The sequence below is a fragment of the Lichenibacterium ramalinae genome, from assembly GCF_004137085.1.
In the GTDB taxonomy this organism is placed as follows: Bacteria; Pseudomonadota; Alphaproteobacteria; order Rhizobiales; family Beijerinckiaceae; genus Lichenihabitans; species Lichenihabitans ramalinae.
Genome location: NZ_QYBC01000024.1, coordinates 64,439 through 91,313, shown reverse-complemented (window position 1 = coordinate 91,313; position 26,875 = coordinate 64,439). Strand labels below are relative to the sequence as shown.

The following is a 26,875-nucleotide window of genomic DNA, read 5'->3' as shown; positions in this document are numbered from 1 at the left end:
CATGTTCTCACCCGAGGAATGTGCCGCCTACATCAGACATACAGGGTATGGTTCCAAAAGTGCCTGACAGACTCTAGCGTCCCGATGCGGGCCGGCGCCCCCCCCTGTGACGGCAAGCCGCGGCGGCCGCGGCCCTCGGCTCAACACACATTTCATAATCTTGTCGGGCGCGGCGCAATTTCGCCTTTGATGCGATTCCGCCGGTGCTAATGTCGGGGACGCCGCGGGTCGGGATTGATTCGCATCGCAGCCGAGGTCACTGCGGCGTTGCGGATCGGCATGCCGGCGCTTCTGGACAGGGTGGTCGTGTTGGGCAGCAAAGATCAGGCCTTGGACCTGCAGTCGGACCTTGCGGACGCCGGCGACGCGCCGCTCGATCTCGTGGAGATCGCGGGCGAGATCAAGTGGTTCGACGTATCCAAGGGTTACGGCTTCATCGTGCCCGACAACGGCCTCCCGGACGTGTTGATCCACGTGACGACCCTGCGGCGCGACGGCTTCCAGGCGGCCCGCGAGGGCGCGCGCGTGGTCTGCGAGGTGTTGCGGCGAACCAAGGGCCTCCAGGTGTTCCGCGTGCTGTCGCTCGACCTGTCCACCGCCATCCACCCATCCCAGACGCCGCCGGCCCGCACGCATGTGCAGATCGTGCCGACGGGCGGCTTCGAGATCGCGGTCGTGAAGTGGTTCAACCGCGTGCGGGGCTTCGGCTTCGTGTCCCGCGGGGAGGGGACGGAGGACATCTTCGTCCATATCGAGATCATGCGGCGTTTCGGCATGACGGAGCTCAAGCCGGGCGAGAGCGTGCTGGTGCGGTTCGGCGATGGGCCGAAGGGCCTCATGGCGGCCGAAGTGCGTCCCCTTGAAACCGGATCGGCCTCGTCGCATTGAGCAGCCACGGCGAGCGCCCCGCAGACGCGGGGTGCGCCCGCCCCCGGATCGCCGCCATGCCTCGAAACGCCAGACCCGTCCTCTCCTTCGCGACCCTCGCCGTCGCCGCCATGGCGACGGCATGCTGCCTCGCCCCGGCGCCCTCCCGGGCGGCGACCGACGACCTCGTGATCGCCACGTCCAGCGGCGCCCATCACTTCGCCGTCGACGTGATGCGGACCCGGGACGAACTCGAACGCGGCCTCATGTTCCGCCGGCAACTCGATGCCGACCGGGGCATGCTGTTCGACTTCGGCACGTCGCAGCCCGTCAGCATGTGGATGAAGAACACCTATCTGCCGCTCGACATGGTGTTCATCGCGGCCGACGGCCGGGTCGTTTCGGTGAAGCGGAATGCCGAACCCCTGTCGGAAACCATCATCCCGTCGGGCGGCGACGTGCTCGGCGTGCTGGAGGTGAATGCCGGCACGGCGGCGCGCATCGGCGTGAAGCCGGGCGACCGCGTGAGCGACCCCATGTTCAAGCCCTGACCTTGTCGGGGCGGCCCCACCATGTTAGCCCTGGCGCCGTCGGGGATCGTCAGTCGATCGGGGTGTAGCGCAGCCTGGTAGCGCATCTGCTTTGGGAGCAGAGGGTCGCAGGTTCGAATCCTGCCGCCCCGACCAGTCGATCGCCGCAGTTTGGGTCGGGGCCCGGATCGGGTGCCCGTCCGCCGCTACCCGAGGTGTATCTTGACCATCGCCCGCATCTATCGGCCGACCCGTGGCGCGACCCAGTCCGGGCATGCCCGCACCAAGGCCTGGCTGCTGGAATACGAGCGCCTCGAGCCCGTCGAGATCGAGCCGCTGATGGGTTGGACCGGCTCGTCGGAGACCGAGCGCCAAGTCAAGGTGCCGTTCGACACGCGGGAGGAGGCGATCGCCTTCGCCGAGAAGCGTGGCATCGCCTTCGAGGTCGAAGACCCGGCCCCCGAGCAGGTACGGCGTGGCCTGTCCTACTCCGACAATTTCAAATCGACGCGCATGGGTCCCTGGACCCACTGATCCCGCGTCCATCCCCTGCATGCCGTCGCAGCCCGGCGGTGTGAGGCTCCGTAGCTCAGTTGGATAGAGCAGCCGCCTTCTAAGCGGCAGGTCGAAGGTTCGAGCCCTTCCGGAGTCGCCAGCCATCTCGGCACCTCGAGCCGGTCCGTGGCCTGCACGTCTGCACCCTCCGCTGCCGCCGGCCCGTCCACAGCGCCAGGATGGCGGCGTGGCCGGTCGCGTCCGGGCGGACGGCGAAACGGCGCGCGAGCACGCCCTCGCCCGAAACCTTCTCGAACCCTGTGCCCGCGACGAGCAGGTGCCGCCGCAGCGCTGGGTCGAGAGCGGCGCTTGGGTCGGCATGGGCGTGCCGTTGACGCTCACGCGGACCGACCTGCACGACATGGAAACGCTCGTGCACGGGCCGGCGCCGCACCATGACCGGCAGGCGGCCCCGCCGAGGTTCGACGACCTCCGAAGCTGGCAGCGTGCCGACGATCCGCCCCGCTGCCCGAGAGGACGTCGGGGCCATGGGGCCGTTCGCGCGCGGTCGGGCTCGGACCCTACGGTAGGACTGCTGCCTCGCGCTGCCGCCGAACGAGACGCCCACCGACCACGTCCGCTTTCGAGCAGATGCCCGCTATACCGGCATCGAACCTCTCGCACACCGTCGTCCGCTTCCATGACATCGTCTAGCCGTAGGGGAAGCAGCGTCGCCGCAGGCCTCGCGCCAGCCCCGCGAAGTATCGTTGCGCGGTGATCTGGGATTTGCATTATGACCGTATCAGCAATCAGGGCTTCAGATTTCGTTAACGATGTCGGAGTAGCCACTCACATTGCCTACACGGACGGCGGGTATGCAAACTTATCCAACGTGCAGGCGGACATCAAATACCTTGGCCTGTCGGAACTGCGGGACGGCATTTCCAACGGTCAGAACGGGTCGGCCCCGCTCGCGTCCTACATCCAGCTCGCCAAGGCGGGCGAGCAATTCACGTTCGTCGTGGGTGGGGATGCGTCGACGACCGCCTCGGTCCAGTCGACGCTGAACACGATCGGGCAGCTCGAAGCCGCCGTGCCGGGCAGCGTCAAAGCGATCGAGGGCCCGAACGAGATCAACAATCAGAGCCTGACGTTCAACGGCGTCGGCGGCCTGCAGGGCGCGACGGCGCTCCAGCAGTACCTGTACCAGACCGTCAAGAGCACGCCCGCGCTGGCAGGCGTCTCGGTGGATTACTTCACCGGCTACAACACGGTGGGCTTTGCCGCCGGTCCGAACCCGAGCACGACGGCCGGCCTCGCCGACTACGACAACCAACACCCCTATCCGCAGGGCGGGCAGGCCCCGGCCTCCTGGGTCGATCCCGCGGCGGCGCTGGGCAACGAGACCGGCGCTCGAGGCAAGTTCGTCTATACGGAAGCGGGCTACACGACCAACCTATCCGACGTGAACGGCGTCGACGCCACCGTTCAGGGGAAATACACGCTCGACCTGCTGATGGACGCCGCCAAGGACGGCTCCTCCGGCACGGACCTCTACCAACTCCTCGACGCTTACAAGCCGGGCTCCCCGCAGGGAGACGACGGCTACGGCCTCTTCGACGAAAACAACAACCCGAAGCTTGCCGCGACGGGGATCCATAACCTGACGGCGATCCTGGCGGACAAGGGGGCGAACGCATCCAGCTTCTCGCTTTCGGTCCTGAATTACAGCGTGTCGGGTCAGCCTTCGACCGGTAACAGCCTGGAGATCGGCAAGTCGGACGGCACGACCGATATCGCGGTCTGGGCCGAGCCGCCGCTGTGGAACGCCAGCACCAAGAGCGAGGTCGCGGCCCCGACCACGACCGAGACGGTGAACCTCGATGGCGCGCATCAGGTTTCGGTCTACGACCTGCTGTCCGGAACGGCACCGATCGCCACCTACGCGAGCACGAGTTCCGTCCAACTCCAGGTGACCGATCATCCGCTGATCGTTCAGGTCGGTGCGGCGACCTCGTCGAACTCGTCCTCGAGCAGCAGCGCCCCGACCGTGTCGACCACCCCGACCGTGTCGACCACCCCGACCGTGTCGACGACCCCTGCCGTCCCGACCACCCCCAACGTTTCAACCCCGACCGTCTCGACCACGCCGAGCGGCTCTGGCATGTCGTCGAGTTCCTCGACGGGCGGCTCGACTGCGACGACGGGCAGCACGCCGTCGTCGGGTTCGACGACGACGGGTAGCGGGCTCGACAAGCTCGTGCTGTCGATCAGCGAGGATGCCTATCAGGGAAACGCGCAATATGCTGTTTCGGTGGATGGCAAGCAGGTCACCGGAACACTGACGGCCGGAGCTGCGCACGCGGCGGGTGCAGATGATACGCTGACGATCTACGGTAACTGGGGCGCGGGCAGCCACGCCGTAGGCGTCAACTTCCTGAACGATGCCTACGCGGGCACGCCGAGTACGGATCGCAACCTTTATGTCGACGGTGCCACCTTCGACGGGGCGAGCGTGCATGCCGGCACGCTGGCGCTGTTATCGGGGGGCATGCAGTCGTTCAACTACACGGACGTCACCCCCGTCAGCGACGGCGGTCAGAACCAGTCGATCGGCAGCGGTAAAGATCAGCTCCAGCTCGCCATAGGCGAGGACGCCTATAAGGGAGATGCCCAGTACACGGTTTCGGTGGACGGCCATCAGGTCGGAGGAACGCTGACAGCCGGAGCTGCACAGGGGTCGAAGAAGTCCGACCTGCTCGACGTCTATGGAAACTGGGGTGCGGGAACGCATCAAGTCGCGGTGAATTTCCTCAACGATGCTTATGCGGGCACGCCCAGCACGGACCGCAATCTGTATGTGAACGGCATCACCTACGACGGTAGTGTAAACGCGACAAGCACGACGGCCCTCCTGTCGTCAGGTTCGCACAGCTTTTCCTTCCACTCCTAGAGCGCTTTCGCCTTCGGCGAATTCACTCCGACGTCGAAGCGTGAGCAGTCTGATCGGCTTGGAACCGCCAAGGCGCCTCGAAGAAGGCCGATCCTGCTGTGGAGCGCCGGTGCACCGCATCCGGTCCTGATGCCCGCCCGCCGGGGGCCATGATGCCGTAGGCCCTGCCGGCTTCACCGCGCATCTTCGCCCCACCCACGGCAGGGCACCATTGCCAGAGCGCCGCCCTGCCCGAAAGGGTGGGGCGGCGCTTGTCGCATTCAGCCGTCTTCGTTCCCGCCTAGTTCGTTCCGGCCGACATCCCCTTGCATGCTCGACCGCCCTGCCTCGGCGCGGCGACCGGGCCGAGCCTCGCCGAACCCGGAGTGGCGACTCGGAACGGTTCAACGGCGGATCAGACGCAGAGCGCTGGTGGCCGTCGAGACGGGCCTCCGGCTCCGGCTCGTGAGGAGCCCAACGTGCCCTCGGGGCAGCGGTTCCAAACCGATCGAAGCGGATGCGACGTCTCGGTCCGATGATCGACGAAGTCGTCGATGCTCGCCAGCCCAGTCGCGGAGCTTGGTTCTGCCACTCTGTCCCCCGCCTCGGCCGAAACCAACGCACTGCGAGCCACATTTCCCGCTTCGGTTCCGGTGGTCATCCGAATGGTCTTCGCCGCCATGGCTGATCCCGTTGCGGAACACGAGGCAAAGATGTTGAGGCAAGCATCAGGCTCCCGGGATTTTCGCTGGGGAAGGATGTGACCAACACAGACTGGTTCAGCAATGTATTCTGTTGTTGCAGATTTATCTCATGCGCCATTTAGAGAGTTGGGATCGGCCTGTAAGGCATCGATCCCGGTTGGCGGCGTGACGTGACAAGGATATGAATAGTTTGCCTCAACCGCGGTGCCTGTTGCATTGCAAGGCACGACAACAATGGTGGCTTTCGATGCAATTTAAACGTCTCATCCTGATGTCGGCGGCAACGATGACGGTTGCTGGCGCGCACGCCGCCGATCTTCCGGTCAGAAAAGCCGCTCCCGTCGACTATGTTCGGGTCTGCGACTGGACCGGCACAGGGTATTTCTACATTCCTGGCACCGATACCTGCTTGAAGATCGGTGGCCTGGTGCGCGTCGAAGGCGCCTTCATCAGTGCAGGCCGCATCTTCCGGCCCGATACCGGCTTGATCGTTGTGGGTCGGAACCAGGATCAGTCGGGCTTCTTCGCCCGCGGCCAGCTGACGACCGACGTCCGCACCCAGACCGCCTATGGCACGCTCCGAAGCTTCATCGCCATCCAGGCCGATCGTTACCAGGGCCTCTATCAGGGTGGCGGCCTCGCCGGCGGCGCCAACTCCTTCGCCAACCAGGGCGGCAACCTGACTTACCTGGACAAGGGCTTCATCCAGTTCGCCGGCATCACGGCCGGTCGCGTCCAGTCGTTCTTCGATTTCTATGCCGACAACTACAACTACGAAGGCATCGCCAACTCCGACTTGAGCAACGAAGTCTTCGCCTATACCTACAACGGCAACGGCGGCTTCTCGGCGACGTTCTCGGTCGAAGATCACAACGTCCGTAACGATGGTATCGGCTCGATCTCGGGCGGTCGGTTCGCGGTGGCCTCCGCCGCCCAGTACGGCGGTGAGACCGTCCCGGATCTCGTCGGCCAGCTCCGGGTCGACCAGGCCTGGGGCGCCGCGCAGCTGAGCGCTGCCTACCACCAGATCAACACCGTTGCAGGCGCCTTCGCTGGCACCAACGGTCAGGGCTTCGCCAAGAAGGACGACGACGGTTTCGCCGTGCAGGGCGGTATCCGGCTGAAGCTGCCGATGCTCGCTGCCGGTGACGATCTGTGGGTGCAGGGTGCCTACCAGAACGGTGCCTACCTCTACCAGGACTCGGTCGGCTACGCGAACTCGGGCTTCAACTCCCGCCTGCTCGGCGGCTTCCAGCATGTCGACCGCGATGCCATCGCGATCGGCGTTCCTGGCAGTGCCGGTGGCTACTCGCTCGAGAAGAGCAGCGGTTTCTCGGTCATGGCCGCCATCAACCACTACTTCACGCCCAACTTCCACGACGTGCTGTTCGCCTCCTATGAAGAGTCGAGCTACGGCCGCGCGAAGAACATCGACTGGACGCTCGGCGGCCTCGGCGACATGAGCCAGTATCGCGTCGGCAACCAGTTCCTTTGGGATCCCGTGAAGAACCTCGAGTTCGGCGTCGAGGTGTTCTACGCCCATCTCGACCAGACCCTCGCCCACAACCCCGGCCAGGCCGCCTCGGCCCTGCCGGTCGGCATCTCCAAGAACCCCGATGCCTTCGAGGCTCGCCTCCGTGTCGAGCGCGACTTCTGAGATCGGCCTCGCACAAACCGGGACTCGGCGGCTCGCCGCCGAGTCCCACCCCCGCCTTCGTGCAGCCGTCCTGACGTCTTCCCCGATAGACGAGAAGCGCGATGAGCTGGTTGTTGTTCGTCGACGAACCCAGCGATCGGCAGGTAAGTTCGCCGTATGGCGTGTTGACGGGCCTGGCGGTGGAGGATGTCCACGTCTGGTCGTTGTCGCAGCGATTGAAAGACGCCCAGCAACAGTTCTTCGGTCAGCAACTGATCGATCACGATGGGCGCTATGCCGAAGCTCGTGCGCTGCTCGGCCTCAAGGTCTATGAGAGCGCAGCCCTACATCCGCGCTCCGATGATCTGAGCTGTTCCTTGGCGAGCGGTTTCGGGCCGCAGGCGAGACTCACGAATTCGCAGGTCAGCGCCGCGCTGGCTCAGGCCAAGATCGCCTACTGCGACTGTGCCCTCTCCCTGGCGCGCGATTTCGGCGCTATCGCCTTCGCGATGTTTTTTCCCGCCGACGCCATACCGACCCGCTTCGAGGACCGGCTCCGCAAGGACTATGGGTTCCTGCTGGAGCGATACTACCATTTCCTGAAGAGCAGGGCCGGGACCTGTGCCGGGCTGATCGTGCTGCCGCGGCAACCGCGGGGACAGACCTACGTCGCATCCGGCGAGATCGTCGACTATTTCGCCAAGACCGCCAACGGGCGGGTCAGGTCGCGGCTGATCATCCCCAATCCTGTCTATGCCGACGGCCCGCTGGACATCGTCTCGCACCTGACGGAACTCGTTTCCTACGTGGCGAACTGGTCGATCCGCCTCCCCAACATGCACGCGCCCAGGCGGCCCGAGATGGGCCCCCTGACGGCTCGCTGCAGCAGCCTGCGTTTCGCCTACGCCGCCGACAACGGCAAGAAGGATTGGAGCTTCAAATACATCGACGACCTCCGGCCGGCGGCGCCCGTTGTCCCCGCCGGCGCTCCCCGGCAGGCTCACCTTTAGCACCTGCCGGCCGATCTCGGGAGGTTGCCGGGACGGGGCGCCGTCGTCACGCCGCGCCTCCCGTCACGACATCAGGAAGGCGAGCGTGGCTTCGACGCGATGCATGGCGCATCTCAGGCCGAGGAATATGACGGCCAGGATGCCGATGGTGCCGAGGGCCATGGCGACCAATGCGATCCGCTCGTCCGCGCTGAAGACGACCGGTGGCCCATCTCGGAGCGGATTCGTATCGGGACGGTCAGACATGGGACGGAATCCTGTTGCGGCTTCCTCGGCCTGCAGGATCGGCACCACCTTTTGCAACCGACAGGATCCTCGCCCCACGCCGCCGGGCGCGTCGGAGCCGCCGGCTCGGCCGAGGTGCGACGTCGCGGCTCTTCCGCTCGACAGGTCGCTGCCCTACCCAACGCCGTCACCGGGCGGGCCGGATCGCGTCACGCTGGTGCCGCCGCCGCTCGGCGCGAGTCAGCGAGGCGGTGCGCAGCCTCCCCGAGGTCCGGTTCCGGCATCTGTCGGCGGGACCGCACCGGCGGGGCAGGGCCGGGACGGAGGAGCCATGGCGGGAGATCCTTGGGCCGAGTGGTACGACGCCTACCGGCGGCAGCGCGACGGGCAGGCCGCCGCCGATGCCGCCCTGCAGGACGGGCTCCGGCGGCAGATCGGCTGGATGAGCTGGTTCATCGTGTGCTGGACGGGACTGGTCTGCGTCGCGACGGCGGTCGTGATCTGGGTCCTGCTGTTCTGAAACGGGACATCGCGGCCGGCCCCGGCCGGGGTCTCACGCCAACTCGACCGTCCCGACCTCGCCGGCATGCGAGGGTTTGCCGGTCGCCAGCGCCTTGAGGTAGCCGAAGGCGTAGACGACGGCGCTGGTCGGCGTGTCCCAATATTCGGCGCTCTCGGCCTCGACGCGGATCAGGACGACGTTGTCGTCCGACGGCCCGCCCGGGAACCAGGCTCGGTAGATCTCATTCCAGAGCGCCGTCACCTTGTCGCGGTCGGCCACGATCGTGCTGCGTCCCGCGATCGACACGAAGGTCTGTTGGCGCGGGTCGGCGAAGGCCACAAGGCAGCGCGGCTCGGCCGCGATTTCCTCCGCCTTGCGGGAGTCCCGCTTGGTGAAGAACCACAGGTCCCCGTCTCCCTCGACCTTGCGATACGCCATCGGGCGCGCGTGCAACGGGGCGCCGTCCGTGCCGCGGGTCGTGAAGAGCGCGTAGTCGATCGTGTCGATCAGGCCCAGGACCTTCTTGCGTCCGGCCTCGTTGGCGTCGTCGACCATGCCCGTTCCCTTCGGCGATCGCGTCCGGCCCCTGCCGCGACGGTCGCGCCGGGGCAACGCGGCCGCGATCGTCGGGTTCGGGCGCCGCGCTGGGGCCGAACCGCACAGGTGCGGGTTGCACCGGCGTGCGTCATGGCGTTGCCGGCACCCGCCGTTTCCCGAACGCGCGCCTGTCCGCGGCCTTCAGCGCTTGAGGCCGCAGATGGCGCGGCCGTCCGGTCCGGTGCGGGGGACGATGCCGCCCCAGGGCGTCACGATGTATTGGCAACCGGTGCCGCGGTCGGTCTCGACCAGAAGCCCGGCCGTTCCGGTCTCGGGATCGACCCGCGTCGTGAAGGCGCCGGTGACGGCCCCGCGCAGCACCAGCAGCAGTGCCGCCGCGATGCCGATCCAGACCAGGACGTAGACGAGGCGGGCCAGGCGTTGCGCATCGTTCATGGGTGACACATCCGTTGCCTCACCAGCCCCAGCTTCCCGGCCCGCCCTTGAAGGGGCCGACGACACGGCTCGTCACCCAGCCGCCGTAGAAGCCGCCGGGCTGCGGTTCGGCCCGCTCCTCGCCCACGAAACAGGCCTCCATCGCCCCGGCATAGAAAGCCACGTAATCTGCCAGTGGCGCGAAGCCGGGCAGGGGGGCGGGGTAGGTCCAGGCCGCGCGCTCCGCCCGTCGTCCGCCCGACGTCACGTCGAAATAGCGCGCCGGCCCTTTCCACTCGCAGACCGAGCCTTGCCCGGCCGGCACGAGCGCTCCCGCCACGATGTCGCCCGGCGGTAGGTAATAGGTGGGCGGGTGGCTGGTCTCCAGAACGCGCCAGGCCGCCACGCTGTCGGCCAGCACCAGGCCGCCAAACCGGATCCGGATCCGCTCGGCGACGCGTTCGAGCCGGGGCGGCCGGGGATAGTCCCACACGCTTTCCTGGTTCGGGCCCGGGGGGATCGGTTTCGGCGTCATGGCGGTCTCCTCGGCCGTCAGCGTATCAGGTCCGGGCCGCGGGCGGATGCGGCCGGCCGCCGCCCTGCCTCCCGACCTCGGCGGCCCGCCAACCGCCACTCCGCTCGACATCGGCGGCGCCCTGCGTCACTGGATCGGCCCATGACCCTGCCCGCACCCATCCCCCGTGCCCGCCTCGCCGCCGCGCTCATCGCCTTCGCCTTCGCCCTGGGGGCGGCCGCCCTCGGGGACGCCACCCTCGCCGGCGACGCCGGCCGCGCCCCGCCGTCCCTCGTGGTCATCGGGCGCTTCGTCACCGGCTTCGGCACGTCGGAATACATGTTCGCCTTCTCGGCGCTGATCGCCCTCGTGGCCATCGTCGCCATGGGCCGCGGCCACCGGACGTGGCACGGCGGCTCCCTGCGTCTCATCGCCGAGCGGGCCCTGTATTTCTTCGCCGTCGTCGCGGTGTCGGGCATCCTGGCCCAGGTCATCAAGCACATCGTCGGCCGGGCGCGCCCCGTGCTGCTCGCCGCCGACGGCGCCTACCACTTCGAGTTCTTCTCGATCCGCAATGCCCTGGCGAGTTTCCCCTCGGGCCACACCACCTCGGCCTTCGCGGCGGCCGTCGCGCTCGGCTACATGCGCCCGGACTGGCGGCGGTGGCTGCTGGCCGGCGCGGTCGCCATCGGCGTGTCGCGCGTCCTCGTCGGGGCGCATTACCCCAGCGACGTGGTGGGCGGCGCGACGCTGGGCAGCGTCGTGGCGCTCGCCATGGCCCGCAGCTTCGCGCTGCGCGGCATCGCCTTCACGGCGCGGGGCGGCCGCACCGTGATGAAGCCGCTGCGGCGCGGCGCCGACGGCGCCCCGGCCGATGCCGGCGACCTCAGCTGGCGGCCCGCAGCCGGGCGAAGCCGCCGTCGAGGTCGGCCTTGAGGTCCTCCGCGTCCTCGAGGCCGATCGACAGCCGCAGGGCGGGCCCGCCCGGCGCCCAGGCCGTCGCGGTGCGGTAGGGGCTGCAGTCGAAGGGGATGACCAGGCTCTCGTAGCCGCCCCAGGAGGCGCCGATGCCGAACAGCTCCAACCCGTCCACCATCGCCGCCACGGCGGCGCGGGGCACGGGTTTCAGGATGATGGAGAACAGGCCCGAGGAGCCCAGGAAGTCGCGCTTCCAGGTGGCGTGGCCCGGGTCGTCCGGAAGGCCCGGGTGGAGCACCCGCAGCACTTCGGGTCGGGCGTCGAGCCAGCGCGCCATGGCGAGCCCCTGGCGCTCCGCTTCGCGCAGCCGCAATTCCATCGTGCGAAGGCCGCGCAGCGCCAGGAACACGTCCTCGGGCCCGGCGCAGATGGCGAATTCGGTGAAGCAGCGGTTCAGCGCCGGCCAGTAGCGGGCATTGGCGCTGGTGAGGCCGAGCAGCAGGTCGGAATGCCCCGACAGGTATTTCGTCCCGGCCTCGATGGCGATGTCGACGCCCCGCGCATGCGGCGGAAAGAACAGCGGCGTCGCCCAGGTGTTGTCCATGATGACGCAGATGTCGCGCGGCCGCGCGGCGTCGGAGATGGCCGGGATGTCCTGCATCTCGAAGCTCTGCGACCCGGGTGCTTCTACCAGCACGGCACGGGTGTTGGGCCGGAACAGCTCGGCGATGCCGGCACCGAGCGCGGGATCGTAATAGGTCGTCTCGACGCCGAACCGCTTCAACGTGCCGTCGCAGAAGCGGCGCGTCGGGAAATAGGCCGAGTCGGTCACGAGGAGGTGGTCGCCCGCCCGGAGCACGGCGAGCAGCGCCACCGTGATGGCGGCGAGGCCCGAGGGCGTCAGCACGGTTCCGGCGGCGCCGGCGAGTTCCGACCAGGCCGAAGTCAGGGCATCGGTGGTCGGCGTGCCATGCGTCCCGTAGGTATAGCGGTTGCGGCCGCCCTGGTAATCGTCGATCGTGTCGGCCAGCACCGTCGAGCCGCGGTAGATCGGCGTGTTGACGAATCCGTGCTGTTCCTGCGGGTCGCGGCCCGCGTGCACGAGGCGGCTGCGCGACCGGAGGCCGGCGCGCGTTTGTGCGGAAAGTTTGCTCATCGGCTCCCGTCGTACTGCCGGCTCTGTGGTCAAGGTGGCGACCCGCGAGGCAGCTTCGGGCCATCAACATTCGTTCGGTCCCGTGAGCCTTGACCGCTCGCGAGAAAGCGTTGTGTGATGCCCAAGGACCAAGCATGTCTGGGCCGGGGCACGTGCCCCACCATGCCCGCAACCACCGGATCGGGGAAGAGATGAAACTGCGAAGCAAGGCTCTGGCGGGCCTCCTGGCGACTTGTGCCCTCGGCCTCATGGCCTCGGCCGCCGCTGCCGGCACGCTCGATACCGTGAAGGGCAAGGGCCAGCTCACCTGCGGCGCCAACACCGGCCTCGGCGGCTTCGGCATCCCGGACGACAAGGGCCAGTGGACCGGTCTCGACGTCGACGTCTGCCGCGCCATGGCCGCCGCCGTGCTGGGCGACGCCAAGAAGGTGAAGTTCGTCGGCCTCGACGCGAAGAACCGCTTCACGGCGCTGCAGTCCGGCGAGGTGGACGTGCTGTCGCGCAACACCACCGCGACCTCGTCGCGCGCCAGCACGCTCGGCATCATCTTCGGGCCGGTGACCTACTACGACGGCCAGGGCTTCCTCGTGAAGAAGAAGCTGAACGTGTCCTCCGCCAAGGACCTCAACGGCGCCTCCATCTGCGTGCAGCAGGGCACCACCACCGAGCTGAACCTCGCCGACTATTTCCGCTCCAACAACATGAAGTACGAGTCGGTCGCCTTCCAAAGCGAAGACGAGACGCTCAAGGCCTTCGAGTCGGGTCGCTGCGACGCCTTCACGACGGATGCGTCCGGCCTTTATGCCGAGCGCCTGCGCCTCGCCAACCCGGACGAGAACATCGTCCTGCCCGAGATCATCTCCAAGGAGCCGCTGGCCCCGTCGGTCCGGCAGGGCGACGACCAGTGGTACGACGTGATGACCTACACGGTCTACGCCATGCTGGACGCCGAAGAGCTCGGCGTGACGTCGAAGAACGTCGACGACATGAAGAAGTCCGACAACCCCAACATCCGCCGCCTGCTCGGCGTCGAGGGCGACCAGGGCAAGGGCTTCGGCCTCACCAACGACTGGGCCTACAACATCATCAAGCAGGTCGGTAACTACGGGGAAGTCTTCGACCGCAACGTCGGCGAAGGCTCGCCGCTGAAGATCAAGCGGGGCGTGAACGCCCTGTGGAACAAGGGCGGCATCCAATACGGCATGCCGATCCGCTGATGCTGGAGCGGTATCGGCTGTCTCGGAAACGCCTCGGCGCGTCCGGGCCGACGGTACTGCTCTCGCTTCAAAACCGGAGCGCTGTCGCCGAAGGCGAAAGCGCTCCAGGCGGGCATGGCCTGCGGATTGCACGGTCCGGCCCGCCCGAGCGGGCGGCGGAGTGGACGAAGCGAGGGGCTGACCACAGATGACGGTGCAGACGGCGGGACACGACGCGCCGAAGGCTGGATTCAGCCTCTATGATCCCAGATTGCGCGGGATCGTCTATCAGGTCCTTCTGCTGGCCGCCCTGGTCGCCCTGGTGTGGACGGCGTCGAGCTACGCCGTCGCCAACATGGCGCGGCTCGGCATCCCGCTGAACTTCGACTTCTGGAACCAGACCGCCGGCTTCGAGATCAACCAGACGCTGGTCTCGTATTCGGCGCTGTCGACCTACGGTCAGGCCTTCTGGGTCGGGCTCTACAACACGCTGCTGGTCGGCGCCTTCGGCATCGTCTTCGCCACGATCATCGGCTTCGTGGTCGCGGTGCTGCGCCTGTCCCCGAACTGGATCGTGTCCAAGCTCGCCACGGTCTACGTCGAGTTGTTCCGCAACATCCCCCTACTGCTGCAACTCGTGTTCTGGTACACGGTGGTGCTGAAGTCGCTGCCGCAACCGCGCCAGTCGGTGTCGGTGTTCGGCGCCGTGTTCCTCAACACGCGGGGCCTCGTCGTCCCCAATGCCGTCTTCCACGACAACGCCGCCGTGGTGGGTTGGGCGCTGGTCGCCGGCGTCGTCCTCACCATCGCGTTCTCGGTCTATGGCCGGCGTCGCCAGGCCGCCACGGGCCAGCAATCGCCGGTGCTCTGGGTCAGCCTCGGTCTCTTGCTCGGCCTGCCGGTCCTGGCCTATCTGCTGGCCGGCATGCCGATCGGCCTCGAGATGCCGGTGCTCCGCGGCTTCAACTTCTCCGGCGGGCGGCAGATCTTCCCCGAATTGGCGGCCCTGCTGCTCGGCCTGTCGATCTACACCGGCGCCTTCATCTCGGAGATCGTGCGCGCCGGCATCATGGCGGTCGGCCGCGGCCAGCACGAGGCCGCGTCGGCGCTGGGTATCCGCTCCAACGTCACCATGCGCCGCGTCGTCATCCCGCAGGCCATGCGGGTGATCGTTCCGCCGCTGACCAACCAATACCTCAACCTCGTCAAGAACTCGTCCCTGGCGGTGTTCATCGGCTATCCGGACCTCGTCCAGGTCTTCGCCGGGACCGTGCTGAACCAGACCGGCGCGGCGATCCAATGCATGGCGCTGACGGGTTTCGTGTACCTGGCGATCTCGCTCGTGCTGTCGACCGTCATGAACGTCTACAACAAGCGCGTCGCGCTCGTGGAAAGGTGACGCCGTGAGCGACGCGACCTACGCGAACCAGACCGCCTATCTCCGCACCACGCCGGCCCCGGCCGAGCCGCCGCCGGCCCTCGCCCAGGGCCCGGTGGCCTGGGCGCGCCAGAACCTCTTCTCCGGCCCCGTCTCCGCCCTCCTGACGCTGGCGTCGATCGCCTTCCTGGTGTGGGTGATCCCGGGCCTCGTGCGGTTCCTGATCACCGACGCGGTCTGGCACGCCGACAGCGGCGAGGTCTGCCGCGCCAACCAGGGCGGGGCCTGCTGGCCCTTCATCTGGGCCAAGGCATCGTTCTTCTGGTACGGGCCCTATCCGGAAAGCCAGCACTGGCGCGTCGACCTCGTCGAGGTCGTGGGCGCCGCGCTCATCGTGTGGCTGCTGTGGCAGGGCGCGCCGAAGCGCAACGTCGCGGCGCTGCTGTTCTTCGTCGCCTTCCCGATCCTGTCCTTCGTCCTGCTGCGCGGGTCCGACTGGCTCGGCCTCCCGGTCGTCACGACGGACCTGTGGGGCGGCGTCCTCGTCACGCTGCTGGTGTCGCTCGTCGGCATCGTGTTCTCGCTCCCGCTCGGCGTGTTGCTGGCGCTCGGCCGCAGGTCGAAGCTGCCGATCGTGAACGCGATCTGCACGGGTTTCATCGAGATCGTGCGCGGCGTTCCCTTCATCATCGTGTTGTTCATGGCGAACTTCATGCTGCCGCTGTTCCTGCCCGAAGGCTGGACGCCGGACCGCCTGCTGCGGCCGCTGGTCGGCACGGCGCTCTTCGCCGCCGCCTACATGGCGGAAGTGGTGCGCGGCGGCATGCAGGCCATGCCCAAGGGACAGTACGAGGGCGCGGCGTCGGTGGGGCTCGGCTATTGGCAGACCATGCGGCTCATCATCCTGCCGCAGGCGCTGGCGCTGGTGATCCCCGGCATCGTGTCGAACTTCATCAGCCTGTTCAAGGACACCACCCTCGTCGCCATCGTGGGCATCTTCGACTTCCTGCGCACGATCGAGACGGCCTACAACGACCCGAACTGGACCTCTCCCACCACGTCGGCGACCGGCCTGATCACGGCCGCGGCGTTCTACTGGGTCTTCTGCTTCGGTATGTCGCGCTATTCGCAGGGCGTGGAGCGCCGTCTCCGCGCCGGCCGCCGCCATTGATGAAACCCGACGGGACCTTGACCATGAGCGCCGTTGCAGCCTCCCCCGCCGCCCGCACCGGCAGCGACTACGCCGTCGAACTGGCCGGCGTCCACAAATGGTACGGGGCGTTCCACGTCCTGCGGGACGTCAACCTCCGGGTCCGCAAGGGCGAGAAGATCGTCATCTGCGGCCCGTCGGGCTCCGGCAAGTCCACCATGATCCGCTGCATCAACCGGCTGGAGGAGCACCAGAAGGGCAACATCGTAGTCAACGGCACCGAACTGACCAACGACCTGCGCCGCATCGACGAGGTGCGGCGCGAGGTCGGCATGTGCTTCCAGCACTTCAACCTGTTCCCGCACCTGACCATCCTCGAGAACTGCACGCTGGCGCCGATCTGGGTCCGCAAGATGCCCAAGAAGGACGCCGAAGAGATCGCCATGAAGTATCTCACGCGCGTGCGCATCCCCGAGCAGGCCAACAAATACCCCGGCCAGCTGTCGGGCGGGCAGCAGCAGCGCGTCGCCATCGCGCGTTCGCTGTGCATGAACCCCAAGATCATGCTGTTCGACGAGCCGACCTCGGCGCTCGACCCCGAGATGGTCAAGGAGGTCCTCGACACCATGGTGTCGCTCGCCAACGAGGGCATGACGATGCTCTGCGTCACCCACGAGATGGGCTTCGCCCGCCAGGTCGCCGACCGCGTGGTCTTCATGGACGCCGGCGAGATCGTCGAGATGAACACGCCCGACCAGTTCTTCTCCAACCCCCGGCACGAGCGCACCCGGCTGTTCCTCGGCCAGATCCTGCACTGAAGCGGGAACCCCCGGGTCGCCTCGGGCGCCCGCGGGCGCCGGGGTGGAACCGGGCCGCAGGGGGCGACATAAACACCGTGCGGCCGGGCTTCGGGCCGGAGTCCGAGTGCGGTGCGCGGTGCCTTGACCCATTTCGCCATCCTGACGCCGCCCTATGCGGGTCACCTCAACCCGATGCTGGCCCTGGCGCGCACCCTCGTCGACCGCGGGCACCGCGTCACCTTCGTGGCCCAGGCCGATGTCGGCCCCAAGGTGGAGCGGCCCGGGATCGGCTTCGCGGCCGTCGGCGCCCGCAGCCATCCGCCCGGCCGGCTCGCCCGCATGACGGCGCGGCTCGGCGGCACCACGGGCCTCTTCGGCATCGGCGGCGTCATCCGCGACATGGCGGACACGACCGACATGCTGTGCGTCGAGGTGCCGGGCGTGCTGCGACAGATCCACGCCGGGGCCGTGATCGCCGACCAGACGGAGCCGGCCGGCGGCCTCGTGGCCCGCCATGTCGGCCTGCCGCTCGTGTCTGTCGCCAATGCCCTGCTGATCGACCGCGAACCCACCATCCCGCCTGCCTTCGTGGGCTGGCGTTACGATCCCTCGCCGCGGGGTGTGAAGCGCAACCTCGGCGGCCACCGCGTGGCCGATTGGATGATGCGGCCGCTGCTCGAAACCATCGACCGCCGGGCCCGCGCCTGGAGCCTGCCGGGGATCGAGACGCTGGAGGATTGCCTGTCGCCGACGCTGGAGATCAGCCAAAGCGTGGCGGGCTTCGACTTTCCCCGGGTCGCCCCGCCGGCCGCCCTGCAGCATTGCGGGCCGCTGCGCCTGCCGGAGTCCCGGAGCTGGGAGCCGCGGCCCGGCGGTCCCAATGTGTTCTGCTCGCTCGGCACCCTGCAGGGGGCCCGCGCCGCGATCTTCGAGGCTGTCGCGGCGGCCTGCGCCCGGCTCGGCCTGCCGCTCACCATCGCGCATGGCGGCAGGCTCGACGAGGCGCGCCGTGCCGGCCTGCCGGGGGCGCCGCGCGTCGAGGCCTTCGTGCCGCAGCGGGCCGTGCTGCGCACCGTCGCGGCGGTGGTGACCCACGGCGGCCTCAACACGGTCCTGGACGCGCTGGCGGCCGGCGTGCCGCTCGTCGTGGTGCCGCTGGCCTTCGAGCAGGGCGCCATCGCGGCGCGGGTCGAGCGCAGCGGGGCCGGGATCGTCATACCGCGGCGGCGCTTCACGGCATCGGCCCTGGCCGAGGCGCTGGCCGCGCTGCTGGAGCGGCCGTCCTACCGCGCCCGTGCCGAAGCGCTGCGCGACGAGATCGCGGCCGCCGGCGGCGTCGCCCGGGCCGCCGACCTCGTCGAGCGCGCCACGCGCCCCCGGCGGTGAGGTCGCCCGCGCGGCGCCGCTATTCCGCGGCGTCCTCGAACTGCGTCGTCAGCGCCAGCCACTCGTCCTCGGCGGTCTCGAGCGCGCGCTGCAGGTCCTTGCGCTGCTGGGCCAGCTGGGCCGCCTTGTTCTTGTCGCGCGAATAGGCGTTGGGGTCGACCAGGGCGGCGTCGATGCGGGTGACGAGGTCGGTCAGCTTGCGGATCTTCTCGTCGAGCGCCGCGATCTGCTTCTTCGCCTGATGCAGGGCCTTGCCGGGCGAGGGCGTGCGCTCGGCGGGCGGGGCCTTCTCGGCCTTGGCGGGCTTGCGGCCCGGCGGGCCGCCGCCGGCGCGGCTCAGCACCAGCGACTTGTAGTCGTCCATGTCGCCGTCGAAGGCCTTCACCGAGCCGCCGTCCACGAGCCACAGCCGGTCCGCGCAGGCGTCGATCAGGTAGCGATCATGCGCGATGATGATGATGGCGCCCTCGTAGGCGTTGATGGCCTCGATCAGCGCCGCGCGGCTGTCGATGTCGAGGTGGTTGGTGGGCTCGTCGAGGATCAGCAGGTGCGGGCCGTCGAAGGCCGCGAGGCCCATCATCAGCCGCGCCTTCTCGCCGCCCGACAGCTGCGCCACCGCGGTGTCGGCCTTGGTGGCGGGGAAGCCGAGCTGGGCGCATTTTCCCCGGATGCGGCTTTCGGTGCCGTCCTTCATCCGTTCCGCCACGGCGGCATAGGGCGTCAGGCCCTCGCCGAGCTCGTCCACCTGGTGCTGGGCGAAGAAGCCCACCGTCATCTTGGAGGACTTGCGCAGCGCGCCGGCCAGCACCGGCATGCGGCCCGCCACCAGCTTGGCGAAGGTGGATTTGCCGTTGCCGTTGGAGCCGAGCAGGCCGATGCGGTCGTCGTTGGAGATGTTGAGGCTGAGCCGCGTCAGCACGGGCCTGTCGTCGTAGCCCGTCGAGGCGCCGTCCATGGCAACGATGGGTGGGCTCAGCGCCCGCTGCGGCGAGGGCAGGTGGAAGGGCATCACCTGGCTGTCGACGATGGCCGAGATGGGCTTCATGCGCTCCAGCATCTTGAGGCGCGACTGCGCCTGGCTGGCCTTGGTGGCGCTGGCCCGGAACCGGTCGACGAAGCTCTGCAGATGCTTGCGCTGCTCCTCCTGCTTCTTGATGTGCTTCTGCGCGATGGCCTGCTGCTCGCGGCGCTGCGTCTCGAAGCTCTCGTAATTGCCCCGCCACAGCGTCAGCTTGGCCTGGTCGAGGTGCAGGATGTGGTCGCAGACGGCGTCGAGCAGGTCGCGGTCGTGGCTGATGATCAGCACCGTCGCCGGATAGGTGGCGAGGTAGTCGATCAGCCAGAGAGTCCCTTCCATGTCGAGGTAATTGGTGGGCTCGTCGAGCAGCAGCAGGTCGGGCTGGGTGAAGAGCACGGCGGCCAGGGCGACGCGCATCCGCCAGCCGCCGGAGAACTCCGACAGGGCCCGGTTCTGCGCCGCCTCGTCGAAGCCGAGGCCCTGGAGGATGGTGGCGGCCCGCGAGGGCGCCGCATGGGCGTCGATGTCGACGAGCCGGGTGTGGATCTCGGCGATGCGGTTGGGGTCGGCGGCGGTCTCGGCCTCCGTCAGCAGGGCGGCGCGCTCCTTGTCGGCCTCGAGCACGAAGTCGATCAGCGTCGTCGGGCCGCCCGGCGCTTCCTGCTCGACCTGGCCGAGCCGCATGCGGGCGGGGATCTGCAGCGTGCCCGATTCGGGATGGAGGTCGCCCGCCACCATGCGGAACAGCGTCGTCTTGCCCGTGCCGTTGCGGCCGACGAAGCCCGTCCGGGCGCCGGTCGGGATCGCCGCCGAAGCCTGGTCGAACAGCATGCGCGGCCCGAGCCGGTACGTGAGGTCGGAGATGTGGAGCATGCTGCCCTTGTGGCGCGACGGGTCCGGCGAGGCAAGGTCTATGCCGCCACCGTGGCACCGGCGTGACCTTGTCGGGCCGGGGGCGCGCCGCTATGAGGGGCGCGTCCGGGCCCCGGCCCGCCTTTCAGCCCACAGTGAGCCCGTGTCATGGCCGTCGAGCATACCTTCTCCATCCTGAAGCCGGACGTGACGCGCCGCAACCTCACGGGCGCGGTCAATGCCTTGATCGAGAAGTCCGGCCTGCGCATCGTGGCGCAGAAGCGCATCAAGATGAGCCGGCCCCAGGCCGAGGAGTTCTACGGCGTCCACAAGGAGCGCCCCTTCTTCGGCGAACTCGTCGAGATGATGACCTCGGCCCCCGTGGTGGTGCAGGTCCTCGAGGGCGAGAACGCCATCGCCAAGTACCGCGAAGTGATGGGCGCCACCAACCCCGAGAAGGCCGACGAGGGCACGATTCGCAAGACCTTCGCGCTGTCGATGGGCGAGAACTCCGCCCACGGCTCGGACGCGCCCGAGACCGCCAAGCAGGAGATCGCGCAGTTCTTCAAGCCGGACGAAATCGTCGGCTGACGCGACCCGCGGACCCCCTCCCGCCCGGCGGCAGGGGGTTCAGGCGTCCGGCACCGCCAGGGCGACGTCGGCGCTCGTCCGCGCTTCCGACACGGTTCGCCCCGCTTCGAGCCGCACGCGGCCCGAGGCCACCAGTTGCAGCGCCCGTGGATAGATGACGTGCTCCTGCCGGAGCACGCGCGCCGCGAGGCTGTCGGGGGTGTCGTCCTCCAGCACCGGCACGGCGGCCTGGGCGATGATGGGCCCGGCATCGAGCTCCGGCACCACGAAATGCACGCTGGCGCCGTGGATCTTCACGCCGGCGTCGAGCGCCCGCGCATGGGTGTCGAGCCCCTTGAAGGACGGCAGCAGCGCCGGGTGGATGCTGATCATGCGGCCGAGCCAGCGCTCGCAGAACCACGGGCTGACGACCCGCATGAAGCCCGCCAGGCAGACGAGGTCGACGTTCCGCGCCCGCAACTCGGCATCCACGGCCCGGTCGAAGTCTTCCCGACCCGGATAGGCGCGGTGGCTCAGCGCCGCCGCCTCGATGCCGGCCGCCCGGGCCGTGTCGAGCCCGGCCGCATCCGTCCGGTTGGCGAAGACCAGCACGATTTCGGCCGGAAAGGCGGGAGCCGCGGCGGCGGCCAGCAGGGCCGCCATGTTGGAGCCGCGGCCCGAGATCAGGATCGCGGTCCGGCGCCGGGGCTCCGTCACAGCACGAGGTCCCGCCGAATGGCGACGCGCTCGCCCCCGTCCGCGGCCGCCACGACGGCACCGATGCGGACCGCCGGCTCGCCGAGGTCGGCGAAGATGGCCTCGACGGCGGCGACCGCCTCGCCCGCCACCACGACCGCCATGCCGATCCCGCAGTTGAAGGTGCGGGCCATCTCGGCCGGCGCGATGCCGCCCTCCGCGGCGAGCCATTTGAACACCGGCAGCACCGCCACGGCGTCGAGGTCGAGCACGCAGCCGAGCCCGTCGGGCAGCACCCGGGGCAGGTTGTCGACGAAGCCCCCGCCCGTGATGTGGGCCAGGGCCCGGATGGCGTCGCTGCGCCTGAGCGCCGCCAGCAACGTCCGGACGTAGATGCGCGTCGGCACCAGCAGCGCTTCGGCGAGGCTGATGCCGGGCGCGAAGGGGCAGGGGGCGCCCCAGCCGAGGCCCGTGCGGGTCACGACCTTGCGGACCAGCGAGAACCCGTTCGAATGCAGCCCCGAAGAGGCGAGGCCCAGGATGACGTCGCCCTCGGCCACGCCGCGCGGCAGCAGCGTGCCGCGCTCGGCGGCGCCGACCGAGAAGCCCGCGAGGTCGTAGGCCTTGCCCGCGTAGATGCCGGGCATCTCCGCCGTCTCGCCGCCGATCAGCGCGCAGCCCGCCTGCCGGCAGCCCTCGGCGATGCCCGCCACGACGCCGGCGGCGACCTCGGGGTCGAGCTGGCCGGTGGCGTAATAGTCGAGAAAGAACAGCGGCTCGGCGCCCTGCACGACGAGGTCGTTGACGCACATGGCCACGAGGTCGATGCCGACCGTGTCGTTGCGTCCGCTCTCGTAGGCGATCTTCACCTTGGTGCCGACGCCGTCGTTGGCCGCCACCAGGATCGGGTCCTTGAAGCCGGCCGCCTTGAGGTCGAACAGCCCGCCGAAGCCGCCGATCTCGGCGTCGGCGCCGGGGCGGCGCGTCGAGCGGACGGACTCCTTGATGAGGTCGACGGTGCGGTTCCCGGCGTCGATGTCGACGCCGGCATCGGCATAGGTCAGTCCGTTGGTGGGATGCGCCATGGCTCCGGCCGGGTTCGGGGATCTGTCGGGTTGATTTAAGCGATCTCGGGCCGGCGAGTCGACCAGCAGCGTGGCGCCGCCGGGAGCCCCGTCCCGGCCGTCCCCGATCTCGTCTTCCGCGCCGTCCTGCCCTATGGTGGTCCGCCGGAGCGGGGCAGCCCGGCTCCGGTCGCGTGTTCAAGAGGATGATCGGGCCATGAGCCTCCAGCGCCAGATCCTGATCTGGATCGCCGTGCTCGCCCTCGCGGTCTACGCGCTCGTCGCGCTGTCGGGCGTGCTGATGCCCTTCGCCGCCGGCATCGCCATCGCCTACCTGTTGGATCCGCTGGCCTGCAAGCTGGAGCGGCTGGGGCTCAACCGGCTCGGCGCCTCGGCCCTCATCCTGGCCCTCTTCGTCGCCGCAATCCTGCTGATCCTCGTGGTGCTGGTGCCGGTGCTGACGCGCCAGCTCACCGCCTTCGTGCTGAGCCTGCCCGGCATCGCGGCCCGCCTCCAGGACCTCGTGATCCTCGAAGGCGGCAAGCTCGTCGAGCATTACGGCGGCGAAACGCTGCGCAAGCTCGGCATCGACGCGCCGCTGACGCCGGCCGACATGCAGAGTTCCATCGGCTCGGTGGTGGGCCAGGCCATCAACTACATCATCGGTTTCCTGAACTCGCTGTGGTCGGGCAGCCGCGCGCTGTTTGGCCTGTTCTCGATCCTCGTCGTCACCCCGGTGGTGGCCTTCTACATCCTGCTCGACTGGCGCCGCATGACCGGCGCCATCGACAGCTGGGTGCCGGCCCGCCACCGGGCGGCCGTGCGCGCCATCGCGCGCGACATCGACCGGGCGCTCGCCGGCTTCGTGCGCGGCCAGTCGGTCGTGTCGCTGATCCTCGGCAGCTGGTACGCCGTGGGCTTGACGATGGCGGGGCTGAACTTCGGCTTCCTCATCGGCATCACGGGCGGCTTCCTGTCCTTCGTGCCGTTCCTGGGCTCCCTCGCCGTGCTCATCGTGTCGACGTCCGTCGCCGTGGTGCAGGGTTGGCCGGAATGGCGCCTGATCCTGGTCACGCTGGCCGTGGTGCTGTCGGGCCAGTTCCTCGAGGGCAACGTGCTGTCGCCCTATCTCGTCGGCCATTCCATCGGGCTGCACCCGGTGTGGCTCATGCTCGCCCTGGTCATCTGCTCGACGCTGTTCGGCTTCCCGGGGCTGCTCATCGCGGTGCCGCTCGCGGCCGCGCTCGGCGTGCTGGCGCGCTTCGCCCTGCGCAGCTACCTGGCGAGCCCGGTCTACACCGGCGAGCCCGCGGCCGGGCGCGCCACCGTCACGTTCGAGCCGCGGATCGTCGAGGCGGGCCGCGATTGAGCCAGCTGCCGCTGCCCTTCGGCCACGCGCCGCGCTTCGGCCTCGACGACTTCATGCCGTCCGATTCGAACGCCCCCGCGCTGGCGGCGGTGTCGCGCTGGCCCGACTGGCCGGACCGCGTGCTGCTGCTGGTGGGGCCGGAAGGGTCGGGCAAGAGCCACCTCGCCCGCATCTGGGCCGCGCGGGCCGGGGCCGTCCTGCTGTCGGCCGAGGCTTTCGGCGGGGACATCGACGGCCTCGCCCGCGGCAATGCCGTGATCGAGGACGCGGACCGGGCCGCCGTCCCCGAGGCGGCCCTGTTCCACTACCTGAACCTCGTGCGCGAGCGCGGCCTGTCGCTCCTGCTCACCGCCCGCCAGCTGCCCGGCGCCTGGGCGCTGGCAACGCCCGACCTCGTGTCGCGGCTGCGCCTCGCGCCCGCCGTCGCCATCGCGCCCCCGGACGATGCCCTGATGCGGGCCGTGCTGGTGAAGCTGTTCGCCGACCGCCAGCTCGCCGTCGACGCGAGCCTCGTCGACTACCTGGCATTGCGGCTCGACCGCTCGCTCGACGCGGCGAGCCGCGCCGTCGCCGCCCTCGACCGCGCCAGCCTCGACGCCAGCCGCCGCATCACCCGCCAGCTCGCCGCGGGTCTCTTCGGCGAACGCCGCCTTGACGGGGAGTGAGCCCCTGTCATCGTCCCGACACAGCCGAGGACGACAGAGTCGCGGGTCGCGGCAGGAGTTCGGAACCATGTCCCTGATCGAGGAAACCCCGGCCCCGCCGCGCGCCCAAGAGGCTCCCGCCCCGCGACCGCCCCTCCTCGACCAGCCCGGCCGTTTCATCAACCGAGAGCTGTCCTGGCTGGAGTTCAATCGGCGCGTCCTCGAAGAGGCGTCGAACCGCAACCACCCGCTGCTGGAGCGGCTGCGCTTCCTGTCCATCTCGGCCAACAACCTCGACGAGTTCTTCATGGTCCGGGTCGCCGGCCTCTACGGCCAGGTGCGCTCGGGCGTGACGACCGTGTCGCAGGACGGTCTCTCGCCGGCCGAGCAGATGCTGCGCATCGGCGAGCGGGCCAAGGCGCTGGTCGGCGAACAGCAGCGCCGCACCCAGGCGCTGCGCCAGGAACTCGCCGCCGAGGGCATCCACATCGTCGATCCGTTCGACCTGTCGAAGCCGGAGCGCGAATGGCTCCAGGACTATTTCCTGCAGCACATCTTTCCCGTGCTGACGCCGCTCGCCGTCGACCCCGCCCATCCCTTCCCGTTCATCCCGAACCTCGGCTTCACGCTGGCGCTGGACCTGAAGCGCAAGTCCGACGCCCGGGAACTCCACGCCCTCGTGCGCCTCCCCGCCAAGGGCGAGCGCTTCGTCCGCGTGCCCGATGGCCTGACGGGCGGCGCCGCGCATTTCGTGACGCTGGAAACGCTCGTCGCCATGCACATCCCGCGGCTCTTCCCGGGCTACGAGGTACACGGGCAGGGCGTGTTCCGCGTGATCCGCGATTCGGACCTCGAGGTCGAGGAAGAGGCCGAAGACCTCATGCTGTTCTTCGAGAGCGCCCTGAAGCGCCGCCGCCGCGGCTCGGTTATCCGCCTCGAGATCGACGCCGGCATGCCCGAGAAGCTGCGGCTGCTCATCGCCGACGAGCTCGACACCGCCACGGACCAGAGCTTCACCATCGACGGGTTGCTGGCCCTGAACGACCTGTCGGAGCTCGTCGGCATCGACCGGCCCGACCTCAAGTTCAAGCCCTACAACGCCCGCTTCCCCGAACGCGTGCGCGACAATTCCGGCGATTGCTTCGCGGCGATCCGTCAGAAGGACCTCGTCGTCCACCATCCCTACGAGTCGTTCGACGTGGTGGTGCAGTTCATCACCCAGGCGGCGCACGACCCCAACGTCATCGCCATCAAACAGACGCTCTACCGCACCTCGAAGGACAGCCCCATCGTCCGGGCGCTGATCGAGGCGGCGGAAGCCGGCAAGTCCGTGACGGCGCTGGTCGAGCTGAAGGCGCGGTTCGACGAGGAGGCCAACATCCGCTGGGCGCGGGACCTCGAGCGCGCCGGCGTGCAGGTCGTCTTCGGCTTCATCGAGCTGAAGACGCATGCCAAGCTGTCCATGGTGGTGCGGCGCGAGGCCGGCAACCTCGTCACCTACTGCCACGTCGGCACCGGCAACTACCACCCGCAGACGGCGCGGATCTACACCGACATCTCCTTCTTCACGGCGGACCCGATCATCGCCCGGGACGTGTCGCGCATCTTCAACTTCATCACCGGCTATGCCGAACCGGCGGGCCTCGAGCGCATGGCGGTGTCACCCCTCACCCTGAAGGCGCGGCTGCTCCAGCACATCGCCGAGGAGATCGCCTTCGCCGAAGCCGGCAAGCCCGCGGCCTTCTGGGGCAAGTGCAACTCGCTGGTGGATGCCGAGATCATCGACGCGCTCTACGCGGCGAGCCGCGCCGGCGTGCAGGTGACCCTGGTGGTGCGCGGCATCTGCTGCCTGCGGCCCGGCGTGCCGGGCCTGTCCGACAACATCCAGGTGAAATCCATCATCGGGCGCTTCCTCGAACACGCCCGCGTCTACGCCTTCGGCGGCGGCTACGGCCTGCCCCACAACAAGGCCCGGGTCTACATCTCCTCCGCCGACCTCATGTCGCGCAACCTCGACCGGCGCGTCGAAGCCCTGCTGCCCATCACCAATCCGACTGTGCATGACCAGGTGCTGAACCAGATCATGATCGCCAACCTCATCGACAACCAGCAGAGCTACCGTGTACTGCCCGACGGCGGCAGCGAGCGCATGGCCCCGGCGGACGGGGAAGAGCCGTTCAATGCCCACAATTACTTCATGACGAACCCGAGTCTCTCAGGACGTGGCAAATCCCTACGCGAATCCAGCCCCAAGACACTTCTCCGACGGCTCGAATCCCGGCGTTGAGGCT

25 protein-coding genes and 2 tRNA genes are annotated in these 26,875 nt (G+C 68.8%); 19 read left to right on the top strand and 8 right to left on the bottom strand.

Annotation, left to right across the window (positions count from 1 at the left end):
* Positions 1-279: 279 nt before the first annotated feature.
* The 8 genes from D3272_RS23205 (at position 280) to D3272_RS23170 (ending at position 8,174) form a co-directional block, all read left to right on the top strand.
* Positions 280-888 (top strand): cold-shock protein, encoded by a 609-nt coding sequence (locus D3272_RS23205; protein WP_129221590.1) that lies wholly within the window; start codon positions 280-282, stop codon positions 886-888.
* 56 nt (positions 889-944) lie between these two features.
* The gene (locus tag D3272_RS23200) at positions 945-1,418 is read left to right on the top strand and encodes a DUF192 domain-containing protein (protein WP_129221589.1); all 474 of its coding nucleotides are present in this window, start codon (positions 945-947) and stop codon (positions 1,416-1,418) included.
* A 58-nt stretch (positions 1,419-1,476) separates the two neighbouring features.
* Positions 1,477-1,553, top strand: a tRNA-Pro gene (locus D3272_RS23195).
* Positions 1,554-1,619: 66 nt separating this feature from the next.
* Positions 1,620-1,931: an ETC complex I subunit gene (locus tag D3272_RS23190; RefSeq protein WP_129221588.1), complete on the top strand. Its 312-nt coding sequence runs from the start codon at positions 1,620-1,622 to the stop codon at positions 1,929-1,931.
* 44 nt (positions 1,932-1,975) lie between these two features.
* A tRNA-Arg gene (locus D3272_RS23185) sits at positions 1,976-2,052 on the top strand.
* A 732-nt stretch (positions 2,053-2,784) separates the two neighbouring features.
* The gene (locus tag D3272_RS23180) at positions 2,785-4,845 is read left to right on the top strand and encodes a carbohydrate-binding domain-containing protein (RefSeq protein WP_129221587.1); all 2,061 of its coding nucleotides are present in this window, start codon (positions 2,785-2,787) and stop codon (positions 4,843-4,845) included.
* A gap of 930 nt (positions 4,846-5,775) precedes the next feature.
* On the top strand, positions 5,776-7,185 hold the full coding sequence (locus tag D3272_RS23175) for a porin (protein ID WP_165361492.1): 1,410 nt from the start codon (positions 5,776-5,778) through the stop codon (positions 7,183-7,185).
* A gap of 101 nt (positions 7,186-7,286) precedes the next feature.
* Positions 7,287-8,174 carry a DUF3800 domain-containing protein gene (locus tag D3272_RS23170; RefSeq protein ID WP_129221585.1) on the top strand — a complete coding sequence of 296 codons (888 nt, stop codon included), beginning with the start codon at positions 7,287-7,289 and terminating at the stop codon, positions 8,172-8,174.
* Between the two features lie 63 nt (positions 8,175-8,237).
* Here D3272_RS23170 and D3272_RS23165 read toward each other — a convergent pair whose 3' ends face one another.
* Positions 8,238-8,468 (bottom strand): hypothetical protein, encoded by a 231-nt coding sequence (locus tag D3272_RS23165; protein WP_129221584.1) that lies wholly within the window; start codon positions 8,466-8,468, stop codon positions 8,238-8,240.
* A gap of 262 nt (positions 8,469-8,730) precedes the next feature.
* On the opposite strand from D3272_RS23165, the gene D3272_RS23160 reads away from it, so the two are divergent.
* The gene (locus D3272_RS23160) at positions 8,731-8,919 is read left to right on the top strand and encodes a hypothetical protein (protein WP_129221583.1); all 189 of its coding nucleotides are present in this window, start codon (positions 8,731-8,733) and stop codon (positions 8,917-8,919) included.
* Between the two features lie 33 nt (positions 8,920-8,952).
* On the opposite strand, the gene D3272_RS23155 is transcribed toward D3272_RS23160, so the two are convergent.
* From D3272_RS23155 to D3272_RS23145, 3 genes are all read right to left on the bottom strand, one after another.
* Positions 8,953-9,456 (bottom strand): pyridoxamine 5'-phosphate oxidase family protein, encoded by a 504-nt coding sequence (locus D3272_RS23155; protein ID WP_129221582.1) that lies wholly within the window; start codon positions 9,454-9,456, stop codon positions 8,953-8,955.
* A gap of 183 nt (positions 9,457-9,639) precedes the next feature.
* Positions 9,640-9,894 carry a hypothetical protein gene (locus D3272_RS23150; protein WP_129221581.1) on the bottom strand — a complete coding sequence of 85 codons (255 nt, stop codon included), beginning with the start codon at positions 9,892-9,894 and terminating at the stop codon, positions 9,640-9,642.
* 19 nt (positions 9,895-9,913) lie between these two features.
* A complete protein-coding gene (locus tag D3272_RS23145; RefSeq protein ID WP_129221580.1) occupies positions 9,914-10,408 on the bottom strand; it encodes a DUF427 domain-containing protein in 495 nt (164 codons plus the stop codon).
* 141 nt (positions 10,409-10,549) lie between these two features.
* Between D3272_RS23145 and D3272_RS23140 the strand changes: the two genes are divergently transcribed.
* On the top strand, positions 10,550-11,323 hold the full coding sequence (locus tag D3272_RS23140) for a phosphatase PAP2 family protein (RefSeq protein WP_129221579.1): 774 nt from the start codon (positions 10,550-10,552) through the stop codon (positions 11,321-11,323).
* Here D3272_RS23140 and metC read toward each other — a convergent pair.
* Positions 11,274-12,461 carry a cystathionine beta-lyase gene (gene metC, locus D3272_RS23135; RefSeq protein WP_129221578.1) on the bottom strand — a complete coding sequence of 396 codons (1,188 nt, stop codon included), beginning with the start codon at positions 12,459-12,461 and terminating at the stop codon, positions 11,274-11,276. The two genes, D3272_RS23140 and metC, sit on opposite strands and share 50 nt — an antisense overlap.
* Before the next feature lie 191 nt (positions 12,462-12,652).
* Between metC and D3272_RS23130 the strand changes: the two genes are divergently transcribed.
* The 5 genes from D3272_RS23130 to D3272_RS23110 all read left to right on the top strand — a co-directional run bounded on the left by D3272_RS23130 (position 12,653) and on the right by D3272_RS23110 (position 18,371).
* On the top strand, positions 12,653-13,678 hold the full coding sequence (locus tag D3272_RS23130) for an amino acid ABC transporter substrate-binding protein (RefSeq protein WP_129221577.1): 1,026 nt from the start codon (positions 12,653-12,655) through the stop codon (positions 13,676-13,678).
* A gap of 187 nt (positions 13,679-13,865) precedes the next feature.
* Positions 13,866-15,056: an amino acid ABC transporter permease gene (locus D3272_RS23125; RefSeq protein ID WP_129221576.1), complete on the top strand. Its 1,191-nt coding sequence runs from the start codon at positions 13,866-13,868 to the stop codon at positions 15,054-15,056.
* A 4-nt stretch (positions 15,057-15,060) separates the two neighbouring features.
* Complete coding sequence (locus tag D3272_RS23120) at positions 15,061-16,206, top strand: amino acid ABC transporter permease (RefSeq protein ID WP_165361491.1); 1,146 nt, start codon at positions 15,061-15,063, stop codon at positions 16,204-16,206.
* 17 nt (positions 16,207-16,223) lie between these two features.
* Positions 16,224-17,003 (top strand): amino acid ABC transporter ATP-binding protein, encoded by a 780-nt coding sequence (locus tag D3272_RS23115; RefSeq protein WP_428978014.1) that lies wholly within the window; start codon positions 16,224-16,226, stop codon positions 17,001-17,003.
* A gap of 123 nt (positions 17,004-17,126) precedes the next feature.
* Complete coding sequence (locus tag D3272_RS23110; RefSeq protein WP_129221574.1) at positions 17,127-18,371, top strand: glycosyltransferase; 1,245 nt, start codon at positions 17,127-17,129, stop codon at positions 18,369-18,371.
* Between the two features lie 19 nt (positions 18,372-18,390).
* On the opposite strand, the gene D3272_RS23105 is transcribed toward D3272_RS23110, so the two are convergent.
* The gene (locus D3272_RS23105; RefSeq protein ID WP_129221573.1) at positions 18,391-20,262 is read right to left on the bottom strand and encodes an ABC-F family ATP-binding cassette domain-containing protein; all 1,872 of its coding nucleotides are present in this window, start codon (positions 20,260-20,262) and stop codon (positions 18,391-18,393) included.
* A 147-nt stretch (positions 20,263-20,409) separates the two neighbouring features.
* On the opposite strand from D3272_RS23105, the gene ndk reads away from it, so the two are divergent.
* Positions 20,410-20,832 carry a nucleoside-diphosphate kinase gene (ndk, locus tag D3272_RS23100; protein ID WP_129221572.1) on the top strand — a complete coding sequence of 141 codons (423 nt, stop codon included), beginning with the start codon at positions 20,410-20,412 and terminating at the stop codon, positions 20,830-20,832.
* A gap of 39 nt (positions 20,833-20,871) precedes the next feature.
* Here ndk and purN read toward each other — a convergent pair whose 3' ends face one another.
* Positions 20,872-21,528, bottom strand: a complete 657-nt coding sequence (gene purN, locus D3272_RS23095; protein WP_129221571.1) for a phosphoribosylglycinamide formyltransferase — start codon at positions 21,526-21,528, stop codon at positions 20,872-20,874.
* Positions 21,525-22,592 carry a phosphoribosylformylglycinamidine cyclo-ligase gene (gene purM, locus D3272_RS23090; protein WP_129221570.1) on the bottom strand — a complete coding sequence of 356 codons (1,068 nt, stop codon included), beginning with the start codon at positions 22,590-22,592 and terminating at the stop codon, positions 21,525-21,527. Before purM ends, purN begins: the two co-directional genes overlap by 4 nt.
* A gap of 196 nt (positions 22,593-22,788) precedes the next feature.
* Here purM and D3272_RS23085 point away from each other — a divergent pair, with 196 nt between their 5' ends.
* The 3 genes from D3272_RS23085 (at position 22,789) to D3272_RS23075 (ending at position 26,871) form a co-directional block, all read left to right on the top strand.
* A complete protein-coding gene (locus tag D3272_RS23085; RefSeq protein WP_129221569.1) occupies positions 22,789-23,940 on the top strand; it encodes an AI-2E family transporter in 1,152 nt (383 codons plus the stop codon).
* Positions 23,937-24,605, top strand: coding sequence for a P-loop NTPase family protein (locus D3272_RS23080; protein ID WP_129221568.1), 669 nt, complete (start codon positions 23,937-23,939; stop codon positions 24,603-24,605). The genes D3272_RS23085 and D3272_RS23080 overlap by 4 nt, the downstream gene beginning before the upstream one ends.
* A gap of 67 nt (positions 24,606-24,672) precedes the next feature.
* On the top strand, positions 24,673-26,871 hold the full coding sequence (locus D3272_RS23075) for an RNA degradosome polyphosphate kinase (protein WP_129221567.1): 2,199 nt from the start codon (positions 24,673-24,675) through the stop codon (positions 26,869-26,871).
* Positions 26,872-26,875: the final 4 nt, after the last annotated feature.